Consider the following 20,115-nt stretch of genomic DNA (forward strand, 5'->3'; position numbering starts at 1 on the left):
CGGCCGTGTCCGCCGCTGTCACCTGCCCGCCCTTCTCCGCGGCGGTTCGCCGCGGTGCCCCCCGTTCGGGGGTGGTGAGACCTGTATCACGGATTACACGATGGCAGAGAGCCGCCCGGCAATGGTCCGGCAACCAGGAGGACAGATGACGACGGCGACGGAGCAGTTCCGCGGGGCACGGGACTTCCTGCTGGAACACCGAGAGGACTACGAGACCGCGTACGAGGGCTTCGACTGGCCCCGGCCCGAGCACTTCAACTGGGCCCTGGACTGGTTCGACGTCATCGCGGACGGCAACGACCGCACCGCGCTGCACATCGTCGAGGAGGACGGCTCCGAGGTCCGCCTCTCCTTCGCCGAGCTGTCCGAGCGGTCCGACCGCGTCGCCAACCTGCTGCGCGAGCGCGGGGTCGGCGCCGAGGACCGGATCCTCGTCATGCTCGGCAACCAGGCCGAACTGTGGGAGACGGCGCTCGCCGCGATGAAGCTGCGCGCGGTGGTCGTCCCGGCGACACCGCTGCTCGGCCCCGCCGACCTGCGCGACCGCGTCGAACGCGGCCGGATCCGCCACGTCGTGGTGCGCGCCGAGGACACCGGCAAGTTCGACGACGTGCCCGGCGCCTACAGCCGCATCGCCGTCGGCGGCGTGCCCGAGGGCTGGCAGCGCTACGAGGACGCGTACAGCGCCTCCGCCGAGTTCCTGCCCGACGGGCCGACCCTCGCCGACGACCCGCTGATGCTGTACTTCACCTCCGGCACGACGGCCCGCCCCAAGCTGGTCGAGCACACGCACGTGTCGTACCCCGTCGGGCACCTGGCGACCATGTACTGGATCGGCCTCAGGCCCGGCGACGTGCACCTCAACATCTCCTCACCCGGCTGGGCCAAGCACGCCTGGTCGAACCTCTTCGCGCCGTGGAACGCCGAGGCCACCGTCTTCATCCACAACTACACGCGCTTCGACCCGGCCCGGCTGATGGCGGAGATGGACCGTGCCGGGGTGACGACCTTCTGCGCCCCGCCCACCGTGTGGCGCATGCTCATCCAGGCCGACCTCACCCAGCTGCGCACCCCGCCGCGCGAGGCCGTGGCCGCCGGGGAACCGCTGAACCCCGAGGTCATCGAGCAGGTCCGGCGGGCCTGGGGCGTGACCATCAGGGACGGCTTCGGCCAGACGGAGACGGCCGTGCAGATCGCCAACAGCCCCGGTCAGGAGCTGAAGACGGGCTCGATGGGCCGCCCGAGCCCCGGCTACCGCGTCGAGCTGCTCGACCCGGTGTCCGGCGCACCCGGCGTCACCGAGGGCGAGATCGCGCTCGACCTGTCGGCCCGGCCGGTCGGCCTGATGGCCGGCTACCACGGCGACCCCGACCGCACGGCGGAGGCGATGGCGGGCGGCTACTACCGCACCGGCGACATCGGGGAACGCGACGAGAACGGCTACATCACCTACGTCGGGCGCGGCGACGACGTCTTCAAGGCGTCCGACTACAAGATCAGCCCCTTCGAGCTGGAGAGCGCGCTGCTGGAGCACGAGGCCGTCGCCGAGGCGGCCGTGGTCCCCGCCCCGGACGAGCTGCGGCTGGCTGTGCCCAAGGCGTACGTCGTCCTGGCCGAGGGCTGGGAGCCCGGCCCCGGCGCCGCGAAGGTCCTGTTCGAGCACTCCCGCGAGACCCTCGCGCCCTACAAGCGCATCCGCCGCCTGGAGTTCGCGCCGCTGCCCAAGACCGTCTCCGGCAAGATCCGCCGCATCGAGCTGCGCGAGGCGACGGCCGGGGGGTCGGCGGACGAGTACCGCGAGGAGGACTTCCGGTGACCGCGGCGTCCTACAGCCACGGCACGAGCGCCACGGCGCTGCTCGGCGACACGATCGGCGGCAACCTGGAACGGGCCGTCGCCGCCTGGCCGGAGCGCGAGGCGCTGGTCGACGTGCCCTCCGGCCGGCGCTGGACCTACGCGGAGTTCTCGGCGGACGTCGACCGGCTGGCGTGCGCGCTGCTGGCGAGCGGGGTCGCCAAGGGGGACCGGGTGGGCGTCTGGGCGGTCAACTGCCCCGAGTGGGTGCTCGTCCAGTACGCCACCGCCCGCGTCGGCGCGATCATGGTGAACATCAACCCGGCCTACCGCACGCACGAGGCCGAATACGTCCTCGGCCAGGCCGGCGTCTCCCTGCTGTTCGCCTCCGCACGCCACCGGACGAGCGACTACCGGGCCATGGTCGACCAAGTGCGCGGCAGCTGCCCGCGGTTGCGGGAGGCGGTGTTCTTCGGGGAGCCGGACTGGGACGCCCTGCTGGGCCGCGCGTCCACGGTCCGGCCGGAGGAACTACGCGCCAGGGCTGACGAGTTGTCGTGCGACGACCCGATCAACATCCAGTACACCTCGGGCACCACGGGCTTCCCCAAAGGGGCGACCCTCTCCCACCACAACATCCTCAACAACGGTTACTTCGTCGGGGAGATGATCGGGTACGGCGAGCAGGACCGGGTCTGCGTGCCGGTGCCCTTCTACCACTGTTTCGGCATGGTGATGGGAAACATCGCGGCCACCTCGCACGGCGCCTGCATGGTGATCCCGGCGCCGTCCTTCGACCCGAAGGCGACCCTGGACGCCGTCCAGCGGGAGAGGTGCACCTCCCTGTACGGCGTCCCGACCATGTTCATCGCGGAGCTCAACCTGCCCGACTTCGCGGCCTACGACCTCTCCTCCCTGCGCACCGGCATCATGGCGGGCTCGCCCTGCCCGGTCGAGGTGATGAAACGGGTGGTCGCCGAGATGCACATGGCGGAGGTCTCCATCTGCTACGGCATGACCGAGACGTCCCCGGTCTCCCTCCAGACCCGCCGCGACGACGACCTGGAGCACCGCACCGGCACCGTCGGCCGCGTGCTCCCGCACATCGAGGTCAAGGTCGTCGACCCGGTCACCGGCGTGACCCAGCCGCGCGGCACCGCCGGTGAGCTGTGCACCCGCGGGTACAGCGTGATGCTCGGGTACTGGAACGAGCCCGAGAAGACCGCGGAGGCCGTCGACCCCGGCCGCTGGATGCACACCGGCGACCTGGCGCACATGCGGGAGGACGGGTACGTCGAGATCGTTGGCCGCATCAAGGACATGATCATCCGCGGCGGCGAGAACATCTACCCGCGCGAGGTCGAGGAGTTCCTCTACGGCCACCCGAAGATCAGGGACGTCCAGGTCGTCGGCGTACCGCACGAGAAGTACGGCGAGGAGGTGCTGGCCTGTGTGATCCCGCACGACGGCGCCGCGCCGCCGACCCTGGAGGAGGTGCGCGCCTACTGCGAGGGCAGGCTGGCGCACTACAAGGTCCCGAGCCGGCTCCAGGTGCTGGACGCCTTCCCGATGACGGTGTCCGGGAAGGTGCGCAAGGTGGAACTGCGGCGTGACTACGGTGGCCGGTGACGCCGTCGGACCGGTGACGCCGTCGGACGGGTGACGCCGTCGGACGGGTGACCTCGTCGGGCGGGTGACGTGGTCGGGCGGGTGACGTCGTCGGACCGGTGCGGCGGCCGGTTCAGGCGCCGCGGGCGTCGAACCGCCCGGCCGCCGCGTTGACCGGCCGGGGCCTGCCCGGCGGCCTCGGAGGACGCTTCCGGGGTTCGCGGTCCGCCGGCCCGGTCCGCCCCGACGGCGCCCGGCGGCGGCGAGGGGGACCACGGCCACCGTGACGGCGGCGCGGGGTCCGCCCCGCAGCGGGGCGACCTGGTACGGCCGGAGCCGGACCGGTGTGCCGGTGCCCGTGGCGGCCCTCCGGGGCGGGGTCCGCCGACCCCGTGCCGGCGGGCCTCGCGTGACCACGATGTGCCCACGTCCGGCTCTCGTCGAAGCCTGCTGAACCATGTTCAGAGGTTGATCCGAGGTGGTCGTACCCGGCCTACGGCTGGTGCTGTCCGTGGTGCTCCGACAGTCCGGGCCAGTCGTCGGGACCGCCGCCCTGCCATTCGACGAGGTCGGTCTCCTCCACCTCGACGCGGTCCAGGTCGGCGAGGCGGAGGATCTCGACGACGTCGTCGAGGTGCGTGGCGATCCCGAGGGTGGCGTCGTCCCGGCTGACCCGGCGGGAGCCGTCCAGGGCCGGCGGATGGACCACGATGTGCGGATGCTGCGTCGGATTGCCCATGCCCTCAGACTCCTGCGGGCGAGGCCCTTCCGCACGCCGGGACGGGCAGGGTCCGCCCGTCCCCGCCCGTCCCCGCCCGGCGCCCCCGCAGGGGTGCCGCGGAGCCGGGGCGCCGACGCCGCCCGGACCGACCCGCCGGTCGGTTAAGGTCGGGGTCCGGGAGCCGTGCGAGCGGTTCTGCCGTGCGCCGACAGGCCGTGCCCGGATCGCCTCCCAGGGGAGGTTAGTCATGAAAAGCGCAGGTCGGGCAGGTCGGAGAGGTGTGGGGCGCGTGCGACTGAGGGTTGAGTTCACCACCGAGCCCTTCGATCTCGACGAGGCGCCCGCGCACGCGCTGGTCGCCCGCGAGGTCGTCGAGGCCGCCGACCTGGACGCCGTGGACGTCGGCCCCTTCGGCAACACCGTGGAGGGCCGCGCCGACTCCGTGCTCGGCGTGGTCGACGCCCTGCTCCGCAGGACCCTGGAGGCCGGCGCCACCCGGGTCTCCCTCCAGGTCAACGTGCTCGGGGAGGACGAGTGACCGGGACCGGGCGGGAGTCCTTCATCGCCGCCGTGAGACCGCTGGTCGACGCCATGGGCGGGGAACTGGTCCCGCCGGACGAGGCCGGCCCCGACGACGTCGTGCTGTCCTGGGAGGACGCGGACGCCGTCGCCGTACGGCTGCCGCAGCTCGCCGACTCCCTCGACCACATCCTGGCCGCGATGGAGCGCAAGAAGGGCAGGCCCCTCGCCGACCTGGACCGCAAGGCCAAGCAGGAGGTCGTGCGGACACTGGAGGCGCGCGGCGCCTTCTCGGTGCGGCACGGCGTGGAGACCGTGGCCGGCGCGCTCGGCGTGAGCCGTTTCACCGTCTACAACTACCTCAACCGCGAGAAGGGGAGCTGAACGGACGCCGGCGACCGGTTCCGCAGGGGCTCCGAGTTTCGTTGACCCGGAATTTTCAACAAAGTGTTGACGGGTCGTGGCGGGTGGGCGTTAGCTGGCCGCAGTCCGTTCAGCACGACGGCCGTTCACGGCCACGGAGGCTCCCGTGACGTCGACTTCCCCGCTCCCGGGGCTGGCCCGGTTCAACGCCCTGGAGGAGTCCGCGGCCCGCGCCGCGCTCCGCGAGGCCTGCGCCTCCACCACCTGGGCCGGGCACCTGCTGGCGGCCCGCCCGTACGCCACGCCCGAGGATCTGTATGCCACCAGTGACGCCGCCGTGGCCCACCTGACCGCCGCGGACCTGGACGAGGCGATGGCCGGGCACCCGCCCATCGGCCGCCCCCGGCCCGGCGACCCGGCCTCCGTCCGCGAGCAGCGCGGCATGGCCGGCGCCTCCGAGGCGCTGAAGACGCAGATGCTCGAACTGAACCTGGCCTACCAGGAGAGGTTCGGCCATGTCTTCCTGATCTGCGCGACGGGCCGCACCGGCGAGCAGATGCGGGACGCCGTGCGGGAACGGCTCGGCAACCCGCCGGAACGCGAACGGGAGATCGTGCGCGCCGAACTGGGCAAGATCAACCGCATCCGCCTGGCACGACTCGTCGATGACGACCGGGACGACCGGGACGACCGGGACGACCGGGGCGACCGGGACGACTGGGACGACCGGGGCGACCGGGGCGACCGGAACGACCGAAGAGGACGCCTGACACCATGAGCACCAGCACCAGCACCGGCGCCACCGCCTCCGTGTCCACGCACATCCTGGACACCAGCGTCGGCCGCCCCGCGGAGGGCGTCGCCGTCCACCTCTCGGCCCGCCCGGGCCGGGACGCGGGCTGGCGGGCGCTCGGCGGCTCCGCGACCGACGCGGACGGCCGCTGCAAGGACCTCCCGCCCCTGCCGGAGGGAACCACCCAGGTACGGCTCGACTTCGCCGTGGAGCCGTACCTGGAGAGAACCGCGAGAAAACAAGCCGATGCGCAGCAGGACGCCCCCGCGAACCGGGACGGCGGACCGGGTGTGTTCTTCCCGGAGGTGGCGATCACGTTCGCCGTCGTGCCGGGCGAGCACTACCACGTGCCGCTGCTGCTCAACCCGTTCGGCTACTCCGTTTACCGAGGGAGCTAGCTAGATGCCCACCATTCTGGGACAGAACCAGTACGGCAAGGCCGAGAACCGAGTCGTCAGGATCACGCGGGACGGCGACACCCACCACATCAAGGACCTCAACGTCTCGGTGTCGCTGAGCGGCGACATGGACGAGGTCCACTACTCCGGCTCGAACGCCCACGTGCTGCCGACCGACACCACGAAGAACACGGTGTACGCGTTCGCCAAGGAGCACGGCATCGGGTCCGCCGAGCAGTTCGGCATCCGCCTCGCCCGCCACTTCGTCACCTCGCAGGAGCCCATCCACCGGGCCCGCATACGCGTCGAGGAGTACGCCTGGGCGCGGATCGGGACGCCCGGCGGCAAGCACTCCTTCGTCCGCCAGGGCCAGGAGACCCGCCTCACCCAGACAACCTTCGACGGTTCGTCCTGGGAGGTCGTCTCCGGCCTGAAGGACCTGGTGGTCATGAACTCCACCGACTCCGAGTTCCGGGGCTACGTCAAGGACGAGTACACGACGCTCCCCGAGACCGGCGACCGCGTCCTCGCCACCGAGGTGTCCGCCCGCTGGCGGTTCAACTGGACCGACGACGAAAGGGAGACGCCGGACTGGGAGGAGTCCTACGAGCAGACGAGGAAGCACCTGCTCCAGGCGTTCGCCGAGACCTACTCCCGCTCGCTCCAGCAGACGCTCTACCAGATGGGTGCGCGGATCATCGAGCACCGCGACGAGATCGACGAGGTCCGCTTCTCCCTCCCGAACAAGCACCACTTCCTCGTGGACCTGGAGCCGTTCGGGCTCAAGAACGACACCGCCGACGGGGCCGTCTACCTCGCCGCCGACCGGCCCTACGGCCTCATCGAGGCGACCGTCCTGCGGGACGGCTGCGAGGCCCGCATCCCGGCGGACCTCACCACCCTCTGACACCTTCCACCGCGGCACCCGCGGCCGGGGAAGCGGTCACCGGCGGGGAAGCGTCACCGTGTCCCCTCCGTTCCGCCCCCGGCCACGGCACTCGAACCTCCCGGGGTCCTGCCGTGCCCTCCCCCTCCCACCGCAAAGGACGAACCATGGCAGCGGACCGGCGCACCGTCATCGAGAACTGCGCGATCGCGACCGTCGACGCCCACGACACCGAGTACGCGGACGGGCACGTCGTCATCGCGGGCAACCGCATCGAGAGCGTCGGCGCGGGCCCGGCCCCGGAAGGCCTGGAGGACGTCGCCCGCCGCATCGACGCCACCGGGCACCTGGTCACTCCCGGCCTGGTCAACACCCACCACCACTTCTACCAGTGGATCACCCGGGGCCTGGCCACGGACCACAACCTGTTCGACTGGCTGGTCGCGCTCTACCCCACCTGGGCCCGCGTCGACGAGCCGATGGTCCGCGCCGCCGCCCAGGGCTCCCTCGCGATGATGGCCCGCGGCGGTGTCACCACCGCCATGGACCACCACTACGTCTTCCCGCACGGCTCCGGCGACCTGTCCGGCGCGATCATCGGCGCCGCCCGCGACATGGGGGTGCGCTTCACCCTCGCCCGCGGTTCCATGGACCGCGGCGAGAAGGACGGCGGCCTGCCCCCGGACTTCGCCGTCGAGACCCTGGACGGTGCGCTCGCCGCCACCGAGGAGACCGTACGGCGCCACCACGACGCCTCCTTCGATGCCATGACCCAGGTCGCTGTCGCCCCCTGCTCCCCCTTCTCCGTCTCCACCGAACTCCTGCGCCAGGGAGCCGAGCTGGCACGACGGCTCGGTGTGCGACTGCACACCCACGGCTCCGAGACGGTCGAGGAGGAGAAGTTCTGCCACGAACTGTTCGGCATGGGTCCCACCGACTACTTCGAGTCCACCGGGTGGCTCGGCGAGGACGTGTGGATGGCGCACTGCGTCCACATGAACGACTCCGACATCGACGCCTTCGCCCGCACCAGGACCGGTGTCGCGCACTGCCCGTCCTCCAACGCCCGCCTGGCCGCCGGGATCGCGCGGGTGCCGGACATGCTCGCGGCCGGCGTCCCGGTCGGCCTCGGCGTCGACGGCACGGCGTCCAACGAGTCCGGCGAACTCCACACCGAGCTGCGCAACGCCCTCCTGATCAACCGCCTCGGCGCCCACCGCGAGGCCGCCCTGAACGCCCGCCAGGCGCTGCGCCTCGGCACCTTCGGCGGCGCCCGGGTCCTCGGCCGGGCGAGCCAGATCGGCTCGCTGGAGCCGGGCAAGCTCGCCGACCTGGTGCTGTGGCGGATGGACACCCTCGCGCACGCCTCCATCGCCGACCCGGTGACCGCGCTCGTCCTCGGCGCTGCGGCCCCGGTCACCGCCTCCTTCGTGAACGGCCGTCAGATCGTCGAGGACGGCCGGCTGCTCACCGCCGACGAGGACGCGATCGCCCGCGCCACGCGTGAGGAGGCCCGGCGGCTGGCCCGGATCGCCGCCCGGGGCTGACCCGCCGGGACTCCGGCCGTGAGGGACGGCTTCCGGCCGGTGGCCCCGGACCCGCGGGGACCACGGCGGGGGGGGGGGGGGGGGGCGGCGGGCCCGCCCCCCCCCCCCCCCCCCCCCCCCCCCCCCCCCCCCCCCCCCCCCGCCCCGGTGGTGCTCTGCGCCGCTACGCCCCCGTCACCTCGACGGCGGCCAGGTTCTTCTTGCCGCGCCGCAGCACCAGCCACCGTCCGTGCAGCAGATCCTCCGCCGCCGGGACGGCGTCCTCGGCGGTGACCTTGACGTTGTTCACGTAGGCCCCGCCCTCCTTCACCGTCCGTCGGGCCGCGGACTTGCTCGCCACCAGGCCGACCTCGGCGAACAGGTCGACGACCGGCGCCGGCTCGGCGACCCGGATGTGCGGCACCTCGGACAGGGCCGCGGCCAGCGTCCGCTCGTCGAGGTCCACCAGCTCGCCCTGCCCGAACAGCGCCCGGGACGCGGCCATCACGGCGGCCGTCTGGTCGGCGCCGTGCACCAGCGTCGTCAGCTCCTCGGCCAGTGCCCGCTGCGCGGCCCGTGCCTGAGGCCGCTCCTCGGTCTGCCGCTCCAGCTCCTCCAGCTCCTCGCGGGAGCGGAAGGACAGGATGCGCGAGTACGTCGAGACGTCCCGGTCGTCCACGTTCAGCCAGAACTGGTAGAACGCGTACGGCGTCGTCATCTCCGGGTCGAGCCAGACGGCGCCGCCCTCGGTCTTGCCGAACTTGGTGCCGTCCGCCTTGGTCATCAGCGGCGTCGCCAGCGCGTGCACGGAGGCGTCCGGCTCCAGCCGGTGGATCAGGTCCAGGCCGGCCGTCAGGTTGCCCCACTGGTCGCTGCCGCCCTGCTGGAGCGTGCAGCCGTAGCGCCGGTAGAGCTGGAGGAAGTCCATGCCCTGGAGGAGCTGGTAGCTGAACTCGGTGTAGCTGATGCCCTGGTCGGACTCCAGCCGGCGGGCCACGGAGTCCTTCGTCAGCATCTTGTTGACGCGGAAGTGCTTGCCGATGTCCCGCAGGAACTCGATCGCGGACAGACCGGCCGTCCAGTCGAGGTTGTTGACCATCACGGCCGCGTTCTCCCCCTCGAACGAGAGGAACGGCTCGATCTGGGAACGCAGCCTGCCGACCCAGCCGGCGACCGTCTCCGGGTCGTTCAGCGTGCGCTCCGCCGTCGGGCGGGGGTCGCCGATCAGCCCCGTGGCGCCGCCGACCAGCGCCAGCGGCCGGTGCCCGGCCTGCTGGAGCCGGCGCACGGTGAGCACCTGCACCAGGTGTCCGACGTGCAGGGACGGCGCGGTCGGGTCGAAGCCGCAATAGAACGTGACGGGACCGTCCGCGAGCGCCTTGCGCAAAGCGTCCTCGTCGGTGGACAGGGAGAACAGCCCCCGCCACTTCAGCTCGTCGACGATGTCCGTCACGGTTCTCGTGTCTCCTTGATGATCTCGGGTGGTCCGGCGACCACCGGCTACGAGGTTATACGCCCTGGCTGACGGAGCTCATATTGAAGTCCGGCACCCGCAGCGCGGGCATGGCGGACCTGGTGAACCAGTCGCTCCACTCCCTGGGCAGCGTCTTCTCCGTGCGCCCGGCCTCGGTGGCCCGGCCCAGCACGTCGACGGGGGACTCGTTGAAGCGGAAGTTGGTGACCTCGCCCACGACCTCGCCGTCCTCGACGAGATAGACGCCGTCCCGGGTCAGCCCGGTCAGCAGCAGGGTCGCCGGGTCCACCTCGCGGATGTACCACAGGCAGGTCAGCAGCAGCCCGCGCGTGGTGCTCGCGACCATGCCCTCCAGCGACCGGTCGCCGCCGCCGTCCAGGATGAGGTTGTCGGCTCCGGGAGCCACCGGCAGGCCGGTCAGGGCCGCGCCGTGCCGGCTGGTCGTGAGCTGCTTCAGCTCACCGCCGCTGATCCACTCGGTGGCCCGGATCGGCAGGCCGTTGTCGAACACCGACTGGTCGCCGCCCGAGGAGTGCGCGACGACGAACGGCGCCGACTCCAGGCCCGGCTCGTCCGGGTCGCTGCGCAGGGTCAGCGGCAGCCCGGTCAGCCGCTCGCCGAGCCGGGTGCCACCGCCCGGCTTGGAGAACACCGTCCGCCCCTCGGCCGCGTCCCGGCCCGAGGCCGACCACAGCTGGTAGATCATCAGGTCCGCGACCGCGGTCGGCGGCAGCAGCGTCTCGTACCGCCCCGCGGGCAGGTCGATCCGCCGCTCGGCCCAGCCCAGCCGTACGGCCAGCTCGGCGTCGAGCGCCGCCGGGTCGACGTCCTTGAAGTCCCGCGTCGAGCGGCCCGCCCACGCCGAGCGCGTACGGTCCGGTGACTTGGCGTTCAGCTCCAGCGTCCCGTTGGGCTGGTCGTGCCGCAGCCGCAGGCCCGTCGACGTGCCCAGGTAGGTCGACACCAGCTCGTGGTTGGCGAAGCCGTACAACTCACGGCCGCCCGCACGCGCGCGTGCGAACGCCTCACCCAGGGCCGGCGCGAAGTCGGCGAACACCGCGGACGAGGTCTCGACGGGCGCCTCGGTGAACTCGGGGGACGGCGCCCCGCCCGTCACCAGCGGCTGCGCGTCCTCGGCGGGCGCCGCACCGCGCGCGGCGGCCTCGGCGGCCCGCACCAGCGGCTCCAGCTCGTCGGCGGTCACCGCGGACCGCGAGACGACCCCGGCGGCGGTGCCCTCCTTGCCGTCGACGGTCGCGATCACGGTGAGCGTGCGCCCGCGCGTGACACCGTTCGTGGTCAGCGCGTTGCCCGCCCAGCGCAGGTTGGCGGTCGACCGCTCGTCGGCGATCACGACGCAGCCGTCGGCCCGCGACAGCTCCAGCGCGCGCTCCACGACCTCGTGCGGCTTGTCGGTACGGGCGCTCATCGGCCGGCCTCCTGCGTCGTGTTGAGACTGTGCTTTCCCGGGGGGCGACCCCCGGACCCCCGGCCGGTCCCTGCCCTGGCGCTCATCGGCCGGCCTCCTGCGTCGTGTTGAGGATGTTGACGCCCTTGAACAGGGCGGACGGGCAGCCGTGCGACACGGCCGCGACCTGGCCCGGCTGGGCCTTGCCGCAGTTGAAGGCGCCGCCCAGGACGTACGTCTGCGGGCCGCCGACGGCCGCCATGGAGCCCCAGAAGTCGGTGGTCGTCGCCTGGTAGGCCACGTCCCGCAACTGCCCGGTGATCCGCCCGTTCTCGATCCGGAAGAACCGCTGCCCGGTGAACTGGAAGTTGTAGCGCTGCATGTCGATCGACCAGGACCGGTCCCCGACGACGTAGATCCCGCGGTCCACGCTTCCGATCAGGTCCTCGGTGGACATGCCCGCCGGATCCGGCCGCAACGACACGTTGGCCATGCGCTGCACCGGCACGTGCGCGGGGGAGTCGGCGAACGCGCACCCGTTGGAGCGCTCGAAGCCGGTCAGCTTCGCGATGCGCCGGTCCAGCTGGTAGCCGACGAGCGTGCCGTCCTTGACCAGGTCCCAGGACTGCGCCTCGACGCCCTCGTCGTCGAAGCCGACGGTCGCCAGGCCGTGCTCGGCGGTGCGGTCGCCGGTGACGTTCATCAGGTCCGAGCCGTAGCGCAGCGTGCCGAGCCGGTCGAAGGTGGCGAAGGAGGTGCCGGCGTAGGCGGCCTCGTAGCCGAGGGCCCGGTCCAGCTCGGTGGCGTGCCCGATGGACTCGTGGATGGTCAGCCACAGGTTGGACGGGTCGACCACCAGGTCGTACAGCCCCGGCTCCACGCTCGGCGCCCGCATCTTCTCGGCGAGCAGTTCCGGGATCCGCTCCAGTTCCCCGTCCCAGTCCCAGCCGGTGCCCGTCAGGTACTCCCAGCCGCGCCCGACCGGCGGCGCGACGGTCCGCATCGAGTCGAACTCGCCGCTGGACTCGTCGACCGACACCGCCGTCAGCGCCGGGTGCAGTCGTACCCGCTGCTGGGTGGTCACCGTTCCCGCGGTGTCGGCGTAGAACTTGTTCTCGTGGACGGTGAGCAGCGAGGCGTCGACGTGGTTGATCCCGTCGGCCGCCAGCAGCCGGGCGCTCCAGTCCGCGAGCAGCGCCGCCTTCTCCTCGTCGGGCACCGTGAACGGATCGATCTCGTACGACGAGACCCACGACTTCTCGGCGTGCACCGGCTCGTCGGCCAGCTCCACCCTCTCGTCGGACCCGGCGGCCCTGATCACCTGCGCGGACAGCTTCGCCATCGCCACCGCCTGCGAGGCGACCTTGGCGGCGGCGTCCATCGTCAGGTCCACCCCGGAGGCGAACCCCCACGTCCCGCCGTGCACCACCCGCACCGCGTACCCGAGGTCGGTGGTGTCCGACGACCCGGAGGGCCGGGCGTCCCGCAGCCGCCAGGACGCGCTGCGCACCCGCTCGAACCGGAAGTCCGCGTGGTCCGCGCCGAGCGCACGCGCGCGTGCCAGGGCGGCGTCCGCGAGGGCCCGCAACGGCAGTGCCGTGAAACTTTCGTCGATGCTGTGAGGCACCTGGGTATCTCCCTGTGGTCGTCGCCTGTGCTGGCTCCGATCATGTCGCGCGAACGGACCCCCGGACCACAGCTTTCCGGCCCGCTCCGGCAACTTTCTGTAGAAACCCCACAGTCAGTCCCGTGACCGCCTGTCGGTGCCCGAATGTCCCCGGGCCTCGGCGTACCGATAGGTTTCGAGGGAAGCCGCCTGCCGGTCAGGTCCCGGGCGGTGTGTTAAGACCCCTACGGAAAGGGTGATCCGTTGAGCCGCTCGGTTCTCGTCACCGGAGGTAACCGGGGCATCGGCCTCGCCATCGCCCGCGCGTTCGCCGATGCCGGCGACAAGGTCGCGATCACGTACCGGTCGGGGGAGCCGCCCGCCGGCTTCCTGGCCGTCAAGTGCGACATCACCGACACCGAGCAGGTGGAGCAGGCCTACAAGGAGATCGAGGAAGCGCACGGGCCCGTCGAGGTCCTGGTCGCCAACGCCGGTGTCACCAAGGACCAGCTCCTGATGCGCATGTCCGAGGAGGACTTCACCTCGGTCGTCGACACCAACCTCACCGGCACCTTCCGGGTCGTCAAGCGCGCCAACCGCGCCATGCTGCGGGCCAAGAAGGGCCGTGTCGTCCTGATCTCCTCCGTCGTCGGCCTGCTCGGCTCGGCGGGGCAGGCGAACTACGCCGCCTCCAAGGCCGGCCTGGTCGGCTTCGCGCGGTCCCTCGCCCGTGAGCTGGGCTCGCGCAACATCACCTTCAACGTCGTCGCCCCCGGCTTCGTCGACACCGACATGACGCAGGCGCTGACCGACGAGCAGCGCGCAGGCATCGTCTCGCAGGTGCCGCTCGGCCGGTACGCGCAGCCCGACGAGATCGCCGCGACGGTGCGGTTCCTCGCCTCGGACGACGCCTCGTACATCACTGGAGCCGTCATCCCCGTAGACGGCGGACTGGGAATGGGTCACTGATCACCATGAGCGGAATTCTCGAGGGCAAGCGCGTCCTGATCTCCGGTGTGCTGATGGAGTCCTCCATCGCCTTCCACGCCGCCAAGCTGGCCCAGGAACAGGGCGCGGAGATCATCCTCACCGCGTTCCCGCGGCCCACCCTGACCGAGCGCATCGCCAGGAAGCTGCCCAAGCCCACCAAGGTCATCGAGCTGGACGTGACCAACGACGAGCACCTGGGCCGGCTGGCCGACATCGTCGGCGAGGAGCTGGGCGGCCTGGACGGCGTCGTGCACTCCATCGGATTCGCCCCGCAGGACGCCCTCGGCGGCAACTTCCTGAACACGCCCTTCGAGTCCGTCGCCACGGCCATGCACGTCTCGGCGTACTCCCTGAAGTCGCTGACCATGGCCTGCCTGCCGCTGATGCAGAACGGCGGCTCCGTCGTCGGCCTCACCTTCGACGCGCAGTACGCCTGGCCGCAGTACGACTGGATGGGCCCGGCCAAGGCCGCGCTGGAGGCCACCAGCCGCTACATCGCCCGCGACCTGGGCAAGCAGAACATCCGCTGCAACCTCATCTCCGCCGGCCCGCTCGGCTCCATGGCCGCCAAGTCCATCCCCGGCTTCAGCGACCTGGCCGCCGTGTGGGACACCCGCTCCCCGCTGGAGTGGGACCTGAAGGACCCCGAGCCGGCCGGCCGCGGCATCGTCGCCCTGCTGAGCGACTGGTTCCCGAAGACCACCGGCGAGATCATCCACGTGGACGGCGGCCTGCACGCCATCGGCGCCTGATCCACCGGCACGTCCCCGACGCCCCGCCGCCCGCCTCGCGCGGGAGGGCGGGGCGTCACCCGTTCGGCGTACCAGGCCGGGCGCCGGAGCACCCGCACGAGGCAGTCTGAAGTGCGCCTTCACCAGGCGCTTCCCTCCCCAGCCCGGCCGAGGAGGTTCCCTTGTGCGCCTGTTCCTCAGCGTGGCCCCAGTGACCGTCGCCGTCTGCCTCGTCCTGTCGCTGCCGCACGACGCGCTGCCCCACGCGCGCGTGGCGGCACGGCCCGCCACCGCCGCCGCACCCGGGGACCTGTTCGGTGCGGAGTGCCGGACCACCGTCGACGGGTCCCAGGTGACCACCTACTGCCACAACCCCTACGCCGCCGTCGACCGGGTGCGCCTGCACATCGAGTGCGCGCGCTGGTGGGACCTCGACACGGACGGTGCCCCCGCCGACGTCGGACCGGCCGTGACGGTACGGCTGACCGGGCGCTGCTGGAAGGAGGTCGGGGCGGTCTGGGTCAGCCACCAGCGGGTGTGAACCGTCCGGGCCGGCACAGGAGGGGATAGCTCGCGGCCTCGACGGCGGCCGTCTCCGCGTCCCCCGCGCGGATCGCGTCGACCAGCCGGGTGTGGTCCATGCGCGTCTGTGGCGTCAGTTCCCCGCCGACGTCCTCGCGCAGCCAGTCCCGCAGGACCTCGCCCAGGTCGGCGTACACGGCCGTCATCGCGTCGTTGTGGGAGGCGGCCACCACCGCCAGGTGGAACGTCGCGTCCGCCGTCACGAAGGCCTCGGCGTCGCCCGACTCCCACGCCTCCTCGCGGCGCAGCAGCAGGGTGTCCAGCTGCCCCAGGTCCTTCTCCGTGCGCCGCTCGGCGGCCAGCCGCGCCGCGCCCGACTCCAGGGTGGCGCGCAGTTCCGCGATGTGCCGCGGGTCGGCGTCCGCGAAGCGGCGGTGCATCACGCCCGCCAGCTCGCTGGTCGCCACCACGTAGGTGCCCGAGCCCTGGCGGATGTCCAGCAGCCCGTTGTGCGCGAGCGCGCGGACGGCCTCGCGGACGGTGTTGCGCGCGACGCCCAGCTGTCCGACCAGCTCGGGCTCCGTCGGGATGCGCGAGCCCACCGGCCACTCCCCCGAGGTGATCTGGGCGCGCAGCGCGGCGATGACCTGCTCGGACAGCGCCGAGCGGCGGGGATGGCTCAGGGGCATGGCACACCTTCGCACGGGCGGGGCCGGGGCCGGGCCCCCGGGAATGGGCGATGAATCATCCCATGATTCTATGATGGGCGGCATGGCGAGCAAGGGAACCACGAGCACGCGCGGAACCACGAGCACGCGCGGAACCACGAGCACGCGCGACGCGGCCCCCGCGACCGGCCACCGCCCGGTGCCCCCGCCGTCCGCCCCGCGCGCGTGGACGGCCCGCCTGGTCGTCGTGGGCGTGGTGCTGGCCGCGCTCAACCTGCGCCCCGCCATCACCAGCCTCGGCGCCCTCCTCGAAGAGGTCCGCGACGGCCTCGGCATGAGCGCCGGCGTGGCCGGCCTCCTCACCTCCGTACCCCCGCTCTGCTTCGCCGTCTTCGGCGTCACGGCGCCCCGCCTCGCCCGCCGCTTCGGCGCCGGCGCGGTGGTCTGCGCGGGCATGGCCGCCATCACCGCGGGCCTGCTGATACGGCCGTACGCGGGCGGTACGGCAGGCTTCCTCGCCGCCAGCGCCCTCGCCCTGATGGGCATCGCCGTCAGCAACGTCCTCATGCCGGTCATCGTCAAGCGCTGGTTCCCCGACCGGGTCGGCTCCATGACCGGTCTGTACTCGATGGCCCTCGCCCTCGGCACCTCGGCCGCCGCCGCGGTCACCGTGCCCATGACCGACGCGCTCGGCGGCGGCTGGCAGTCCGGGCTGGCGGTGTGGGCCGGCCTGGCGGTAGCCGCCGTACTGCCGTGGCTCCCGCTGGCCCGGGAGCGCGGGGCGAGGCCCGCCGCGCAGTCCTCCGCGCGCGCGGAGGAGGGCCCCGTGCCGCGCATCACCCGCAGCCGTACCGCCTGGGCGCTCGCCGTCTTCTTCGGGCTCCAGGCCACGGCCGCGTACATCACCATGGGCTGGATGCCGCAGATCTTCCGCGACGCGGGCGTACCCGCGGGCACGGCCGGACTGCTCCTGGCCGTCACCATGGTCATGGGGGTGCCGCTCGCCTTCGTCATCCCGCGCCTGGCGACCCGGCTGCCGCACCAGGGCCCGATCGCCGTCGCGCTCGGCCTGTGCGGCCTCGCCGGGTACGCCGGTCTGCACGTCGCGCCCGCCGCCGGCGCCTGGGCCTGGGCCCTGCTGCTCGGTGCCTCCAACTGCGCCTTCCCGCTGGCCCTCACCATGGTCGGGATGCGGGCCAGGACCGGTGGGGGAGTGGCCCAGTTGTCCGCCTTCGCGCAGAGCGCCGGATACCTGCTGTCCATCCCCGGCCCGCTGCTGGTCGGCGTGCTCTACCAGCACAGCGGCGGCTGGGGCCTGCCCCTGGCGCTGATGGCGGCGCTGATGGTCCCGCAGATGGCGGTGGGCGTCCTGGCCGGCCGTGACCGCACGGTGGAGGACGAGGCCGCCCGCTGACGCCGCCGCTCTCCGTCCCCGCGTGCCCGCCGTCCCCGCGCGCTCTCCGTCCGCCTTCCCCCCGCCCGCCGACCCCGCGGGGACCGTCCGGTGCGCCGGGTGCGAGACTGGGCGCATGCCAGTGCTCGACCCGAACCCCAAGAACGGCCAGAAGAAGATGCTGATCGTCTTCGGCTCGTTCCTCCTCATTTTTGTGATCATCGGGATCATCGCCACCATCGCCTCACCCTGACGGGACCCCGCCCCGGCGGAGCGAGGGTGGGGTTAACCCCCCTGCCCCCTAGGGGGTGAGGGTCAGGGTCAAGTGGGTGGATCACCGGATGGGACGCCGGCCGCCGGGTCCGTACCTTCGAGACGTGGCCGCGCGACGCGGCCGGAACCCCTCGAAGACCAGCGGAGGCACCCATGTCGGCCCCCACGCACACCCGGACCCACCCGGTCGCCCAGGGCAGCGGCGTCGGCACCCGGCTGCCCTGGTGGGCCCTGGCCCTGCCGACCCTGGCCTTCGTGGCCCTCCTCGCGCTGATACTGAACCCGTCCGACGCCCAGGCGGCATCCGGCGACCCGGTGATCACCCACCTCGTCGACCGCGTACGGCAGCTCGTCGGGCGATAGGACGCCGCGATCACGCCCCGGGCACACATCCCACGCCCCTCTCCCCGGTGAAGGCGCATGTCAACTCCCTGCGCCCCGTGGCCTGTTTCATGCGAAGCTGGGAGTCATGAGCGTCGCAGAACCCCGCAGGATCGTCCTCTTCCGGCATGCGAAAGCCGACTGGCCACAGGTGACCGACCACGAGCGACCGCTCGCTGAACGGGGCCGCCTGGACGCGGCCGTCGCCGGACGCAGGCTGACCGACACCGGCATCCCCGTCGACCTGACCCTGTGCTCCACCGCGACCCGCACCCGCGAGACGTGGAAGCTCGCCGTGCACGAGTTCCCGCACCGGCCCAGGACGGTATACGAGGAGCGGATCTACGAGGCCTCCCCGGGCGAGCTGATCGCCCTGCTCAACGAAACCCCGGACGACGTGCACAACGTCCTCCTGGTCGGCCACAACCCGGGCGTCCAAGGGCTCGCGGACATCCTCTCCGGCGCCGCCGAGGGCGACGCACGCGAGCGGATGACCCGCCGCGGCTTCCCCGCCGCCGCTTTCGCCGTCATGTCCTTCGACGGCTCCTGGAAGTCCCTGGAGCCGGGTGTGGCCACCCTCGTCGACTACTGGGCGCCGTCCGAGTGACACCGGCGCGGCACACGTGAGGCCCGGCGGCACGCCGGGCCCCGCGGCCGGCTCCTCGGCCGCTACCCCTCGTCGTGCGTGTCCGCCGCCTCGACCTCTTCCCGGGTGACGCCCAGCAGGTACAGGACGGTGTCCAGGAAGGGCACGTTCACCGCCGTGTGCGCGGCCTCCCGTACCACGGGCTTGGCATTGAAGGCGACCCCGAGACCGGCCGCGTTCAGCATGTCCAGATCGTTGGCGCCGTCACCGATCGCCACCGTCTGCGACAGCGGTACGCCCGCCTCCGCGGCGAACCGGCGCAGCAGCCGCGCCTTGCCCGCGCGGTCCACGATCTCCCCGGTGACCCGACCGGTCAGCTTCCCGTCGACGATCTCCAGGGTGTTGGCCTGGGCGAAGTCCAGACCCAGCCGTTCCTTGAGGTCGTCGGTGACCTGGGTGAAGCCGCCGGAGACGACACCCACCTGGTAGCCCAGCCGCTTCAGGGTCCGGATCAGCGTGCGCGCGCCCGGCGTCAGCCGCACGTCGGCGCGCACCTTCTCCACGACCGAGGCGTCCAGCCCCGCCAGCAGCGCCACCCGGGCGTGCAGCGACTGCTCGAAGTCCAGCTCGCCCCGCATCGCCGCCGCCGTCACCCCGGCGACCTCGTCCTCACAGCCGGCGTGCGCCGCGAAGAGTTCGATCACCTCGTCCTGGATCAGTGTGGAGTCGACGTCCATGACGACCAGCCGCTGGGCGCGCCGGTGCAGACCCGCGGCCACGACGGCGACGTCGACACCGAGTGCCGCCGCGTCGGTGACCAGCGCGGTGCGCAGCGGTTCGGTCGCCACTCCGGAGACGGCGAACTCGACGGCGGTGACCGGGTACTTGGCCAGCCGGAAGATACGGTCGATGTTGCCGCCGACCTTGGTGATCCTGGCGGCGACGGAGGCTGTGGCCTGTGCGGTGAGCGGATGCCCGAGCACGGTGACCAGCGACCGTCCGAGGCCGCGCGGCCGGTTGTCACCGAGGCCGGAGATGATCTCCGCCTGCATCTTCATCGATTCCGCCCAGCTGTGGACGGTCGACCGCAGATCACCCTCCAGCCCGTGCGGCGGCTCGGTCACGAGCGCGCACAGCACCATGCGGCCACGGGTGACGACCTGCTCGATGTCGACCACGTCGACGGAGTAGGCGGCAAGGGTGTCGAAGAGGCCGGCCGTGATGCCCGGCCTGTCCTTGCCGAAGATCTTGACAAGGAGGGTGGGGACGTCGGAGGACCAGGTCGGCGAGGTCTGCGAAGCGCTCATGGTGTCTCCACCGTATCCGGCACCCCGTGCCTTCCGCCGCCCAGGTCCGTCTGGCGGACACGGAACAGTGGGTGTCGTTCGCGTGGCGATCACCTGGAGGAACGGTGCCGAGCGGCCGGCGGGTCCCCGGATGAGTACCGGCACTCATGCCGCCGACCGGTCACCGGC

The 20,115-nt window shown here is 72.3% G+C and carries 20 protein-coding genes and 1 pseudogene; 15 read left to right on the forward strand and 6 right to left on the reverse strand.

What is annotated here, in order from left to right:
- Positions 1-145: 145 nt before the first annotated feature.
- Entirely contained in the window at positions 146-1,816 is a 1,671-nt protein-coding gene (locus tag ACGFQC_RS30225; protein WP_363091549.1) for an AMP-binding protein, read from the forward strand.
- Entirely contained in the window at positions 1,813-3,423 is a 1,611-nt protein-coding gene (locus ACGFQC_RS30230) for an AMP-binding protein (protein ID WP_363091550.1), read from the forward strand. Before ACGFQC_RS30225 ends, ACGFQC_RS30230 begins: the two co-directional genes overlap by 4 nt.
- Positions 3,424-3,895: 472 nt before the next feature.
- Here the strand turns inward: ACGFQC_RS30230 and ACGFQC_RS30235 are convergent, their stop codons facing one another.
- A complete protein-coding gene (locus ACGFQC_RS30235; RefSeq protein WP_363091551.1) occupies positions 3,896-4,141 on the reverse strand; it encodes a hypothetical protein in 246 nt (81 codons plus the stop codon).
- 271 nt (positions 4,142-4,412) lie between these two features.
- Between ACGFQC_RS30235 and ACGFQC_RS30240 the strand changes: the two genes are divergently transcribed.
- From ACGFQC_RS30240 to ACGFQC_RS30265, 6 genes and pseudogenes are all read left to right on the forward strand, one after another.
- Positions 4,413-4,661, forward strand: a complete 249-nt coding sequence (locus ACGFQC_RS30240; protein WP_363091552.1) for a thiamine-binding protein — start codon at positions 4,413-4,415, stop codon at positions 4,659-4,661.
- Complete coding sequence (locus ACGFQC_RS30245; protein WP_363091553.1) at positions 4,658-5,026, forward strand: helix-turn-helix domain-containing protein; 369 nt, start codon at positions 4,658-4,660, stop codon at positions 5,024-5,026. Before ACGFQC_RS30240 ends, ACGFQC_RS30245 begins: the two co-directional genes overlap by 4 nt.
- 145 nt (positions 5,027-5,171) lie before the next feature.
- Positions 5,172-5,678 (forward strand): annotated as a pseudogene (uraD, locus tag ACGFQC_RS30250) (2-oxo-4-hydroxy-4-carboxy-5-ureidoimidazoline decarboxylase); the annotation flags it as partial.
- Between the two features lie 101 nt (positions 5,679-5,779).
- The gene (gene uraH / locus ACGFQC_RS30255; protein WP_363091554.1) at positions 5,780-6,196 is read left to right on the forward strand and encodes a hydroxyisourate hydrolase; all 417 of its coding nucleotides are present in this window, start codon (positions 5,780-5,782) and stop codon (positions 6,194-6,196) included.
- Positions 6,197-6,200: 4 nt separating this feature from the next.
- A complete protein-coding gene (gene pucL, locus ACGFQC_RS30260; RefSeq protein ID WP_363091555.1) occupies positions 6,201-7,103 on the forward strand; it encodes a factor-independent urate hydroxylase in 903 nt (300 codons plus the stop codon).
- Positions 7,104-7,249: 146 nt separating this feature from the next.
- Entirely contained in the window at positions 7,250-8,629 is a 1,380-nt protein-coding gene (locus ACGFQC_RS30265) for an 8-oxoguanine deaminase (RefSeq protein WP_363091556.1), read from the forward strand.
- Positions 8,630-8,792: 163 nt separating this feature from the next.
- On the opposite strand, the gene tyrS is transcribed toward ACGFQC_RS30265, so the two are convergent.
- From tyrS to ACGFQC_RS30280, 3 genes are all read right to left on the reverse strand, one after another.
- Positions 8,793-10,061, reverse strand: coding sequence for a tyrosine--tRNA ligase (tyrS, locus tag ACGFQC_RS30270; RefSeq protein ID WP_363091081.1), 1,269 nt, complete (start codon positions 10,059-10,061; stop codon positions 8,793-8,795).
- A gap of 55 nt (positions 10,062-10,116) precedes the next feature.
- A complete protein-coding gene (locus ACGFQC_RS30275; protein ID WP_363091080.1) occupies positions 10,117-11,511 on the reverse strand; it encodes a metallopeptidase TldD-related protein in 1,395 nt (464 codons plus the stop codon).
- Between the two features lie 82 nt (positions 11,512-11,593).
- Positions 11,594-13,117, reverse strand: coding sequence for a TldD/PmbA family protein (locus tag ACGFQC_RS30280; RefSeq protein WP_363091079.1), 1,524 nt, complete (start codon positions 13,115-13,117; stop codon positions 11,594-11,596).
- A 243-nt stretch (positions 13,118-13,360) separates the two neighbouring features.
- Between ACGFQC_RS30280 and fabG the strand changes: the two genes are divergently transcribed.
- From fabG to ACGFQC_RS30295, 3 genes are all read left to right on the forward strand, one after another.
- Positions 13,361-14,065, forward strand: a complete 705-nt coding sequence (fabG, locus tag ACGFQC_RS30285; RefSeq protein WP_363091078.1) for a 3-oxoacyl-[acyl-carrier-protein] reductase — start codon at positions 13,361-13,363, stop codon at positions 14,063-14,065.
- A gap of 5 nt (positions 14,066-14,070) precedes the next feature.
- On the forward strand, positions 14,071-14,838 hold the full coding sequence (gene fabI / locus ACGFQC_RS30290; protein ID WP_363091077.1) for an enoyl-ACP reductase FabI: 768 nt from the start codon (positions 14,071-14,073) through the stop codon (positions 14,836-14,838).
- A 163-nt stretch (positions 14,839-15,001) separates the two neighbouring features.
- The gene (locus tag ACGFQC_RS30295; RefSeq protein ID WP_363091076.1) at positions 15,002-15,358 is read left to right on the forward strand and encodes a hypothetical protein; all 357 of its coding nucleotides are present in this window, start codon (positions 15,002-15,004) and stop codon (positions 15,356-15,358) included.
- Here the strand turns inward: ACGFQC_RS30295 and ACGFQC_RS30300 are convergent.
- Entirely contained in the window at positions 15,339-16,028 is a 690-nt protein-coding gene (locus ACGFQC_RS30300) for a FadR/GntR family transcriptional regulator (protein ID WP_363091075.1), read from the reverse strand. The genes ACGFQC_RS30295 and ACGFQC_RS30300 overlap by 20 nt on opposite strands.
- A 70-nt stretch (positions 16,029-16,098) precedes the next feature.
- Between ACGFQC_RS30300 and ACGFQC_RS30305 the strand changes: the two genes are divergently transcribed.
- From ACGFQC_RS30305 to ACGFQC_RS30320, 4 genes are all read left to right on the forward strand, one after another.
- Positions 16,099-17,421: a CynX/NimT family MFS transporter gene (locus ACGFQC_RS30305; protein WP_393288942.1), complete on the forward strand. Its 1,323-nt coding sequence runs from the start codon at positions 16,099-16,101 to the stop codon at positions 17,419-17,421.
- 115 nt (positions 17,422-17,536) lie between these two features.
- Complete coding sequence (locus ACGFQC_RS30310; protein ID WP_363091073.1) at positions 17,537-17,653, forward strand: SGM_5486 family transporter-associated protein; 117 nt, start codon at positions 17,537-17,539, stop codon at positions 17,651-17,653.
- Between the two features lie 173 nt (positions 17,654-17,826).
- Positions 17,827-18,036 (forward strand): hypothetical protein, encoded by a 210-nt coding sequence (locus ACGFQC_RS30315; protein WP_363091072.1) that lies wholly within the window; start codon positions 17,827-17,829, stop codon positions 18,034-18,036.
- A 106-nt stretch (positions 18,037-18,142) separates the two neighbouring features.
- A complete protein-coding gene (locus tag ACGFQC_RS30320) occupies positions 18,143-18,661 on the forward strand; it encodes a histidine phosphatase family protein (protein WP_363091071.1) in 519 nt (172 codons plus the stop codon).
- Between the two features lie 62 nt (positions 18,662-18,723).
- Here the strand turns inward: ACGFQC_RS30320 and serB are convergent, their stop codons facing one another.
- Positions 18,724-19,947, reverse strand: a complete 1,224-nt coding sequence (gene serB, locus ACGFQC_RS30325; protein WP_363091070.1) for a phosphoserine phosphatase SerB — start codon at positions 19,945-19,947, stop codon at positions 18,724-18,726.
- Positions 19,948-20,115 lie beyond the last annotated feature (168 nt).

It is taken from the genome of Streptomyces sp. NPDC048734 (assembly GCF_043198675.1).
GTDB lineage: Bacteria > Actinomycetota > Actinomycetes > Streptomycetales > Streptomycetaceae > Streptomyces.

Coding starts and splice junctions, on each gene's coding strand:
- ACGFQC_RS30225 (WP_363091549.1), top strand. CDS start 146: ATGACGACGGCGACGGAGCAGTTCCGCGGGGCACGGGACTTCCTGCTG.
- ACGFQC_RS30235 (WP_363091551.1), bottom strand. CDS start 4,141: ATGGGCAATCCGACGCAGCATCCGCACATCGTGGTCCATCCGCCGGCC.
- uraH (WP_363091554.1), top strand. CDS start 5,780: ATGAGCACCAGCACCAGCACCGGCGCCACCGCCTCCGTGTCCACGCAC.
- pucL (WP_363091555.1), top strand. CDS start 6,201: ATGCCCACCATTCTGGGACAGAACCAGTACGGCAAGGCCGAGAACCGA.
- ACGFQC_RS30265 (WP_363091556.1), top strand. CDS start 7,250: ATGGCAGCGGACCGGCGCACCGTCATCGAGAACTGCGCGATCGCGACC.
- ACGFQC_RS30275 (WP_363091080.1), bottom strand. CDS start 11,511: ATGAGCGCCCGTACCGACAAGCCGCACGAGGTCGTGGAGCGCGCGCTG.
- fabI (WP_363091077.1), top strand. CDS start 14,071: ATGAGCGGAATTCTCGAGGGCAAGCGCGTCCTGATCTCCGGTGTGCTG.
- ACGFQC_RS30300 (WP_363091075.1), bottom strand. CDS start 16,028: ATGCCCCTGAGCCATCCCCGCCGCTCGGCGCTGTCCGAGCAGGTCATC.
- ACGFQC_RS30305 (WP_393288942.1), top strand. CDS start 16,099: ATGATGGGCGGCATGGCGAGCAAGGGAACCACGAGCACGCGCGGAACC.
- ACGFQC_RS30310 (WP_363091073.1), top strand. CDS start 17,537: ATGCCAGTGCTCGACCCGAACCCCAAGAACGGCCAGAAGAAGATGCTG.
- ACGFQC_RS30315 (WP_363091072.1), top strand. CDS start 17,827: ATGTCGGCCCCCACGCACACCCGGACCCACCCGGTCGCCCAGGGCAGC.
- ACGFQC_RS30320 (WP_363091071.1), top strand. CDS start 18,143: ATGAGCGTCGCAGAACCCCGCAGGATCGTCCTCTTCCGGCATGCGAAA.
- serB (WP_363091070.1), bottom strand. CDS start 19,947: ATGAGCGCTTCGCAGACCTCGCCGACCTGGTCCTCCGACGTCCCCACC.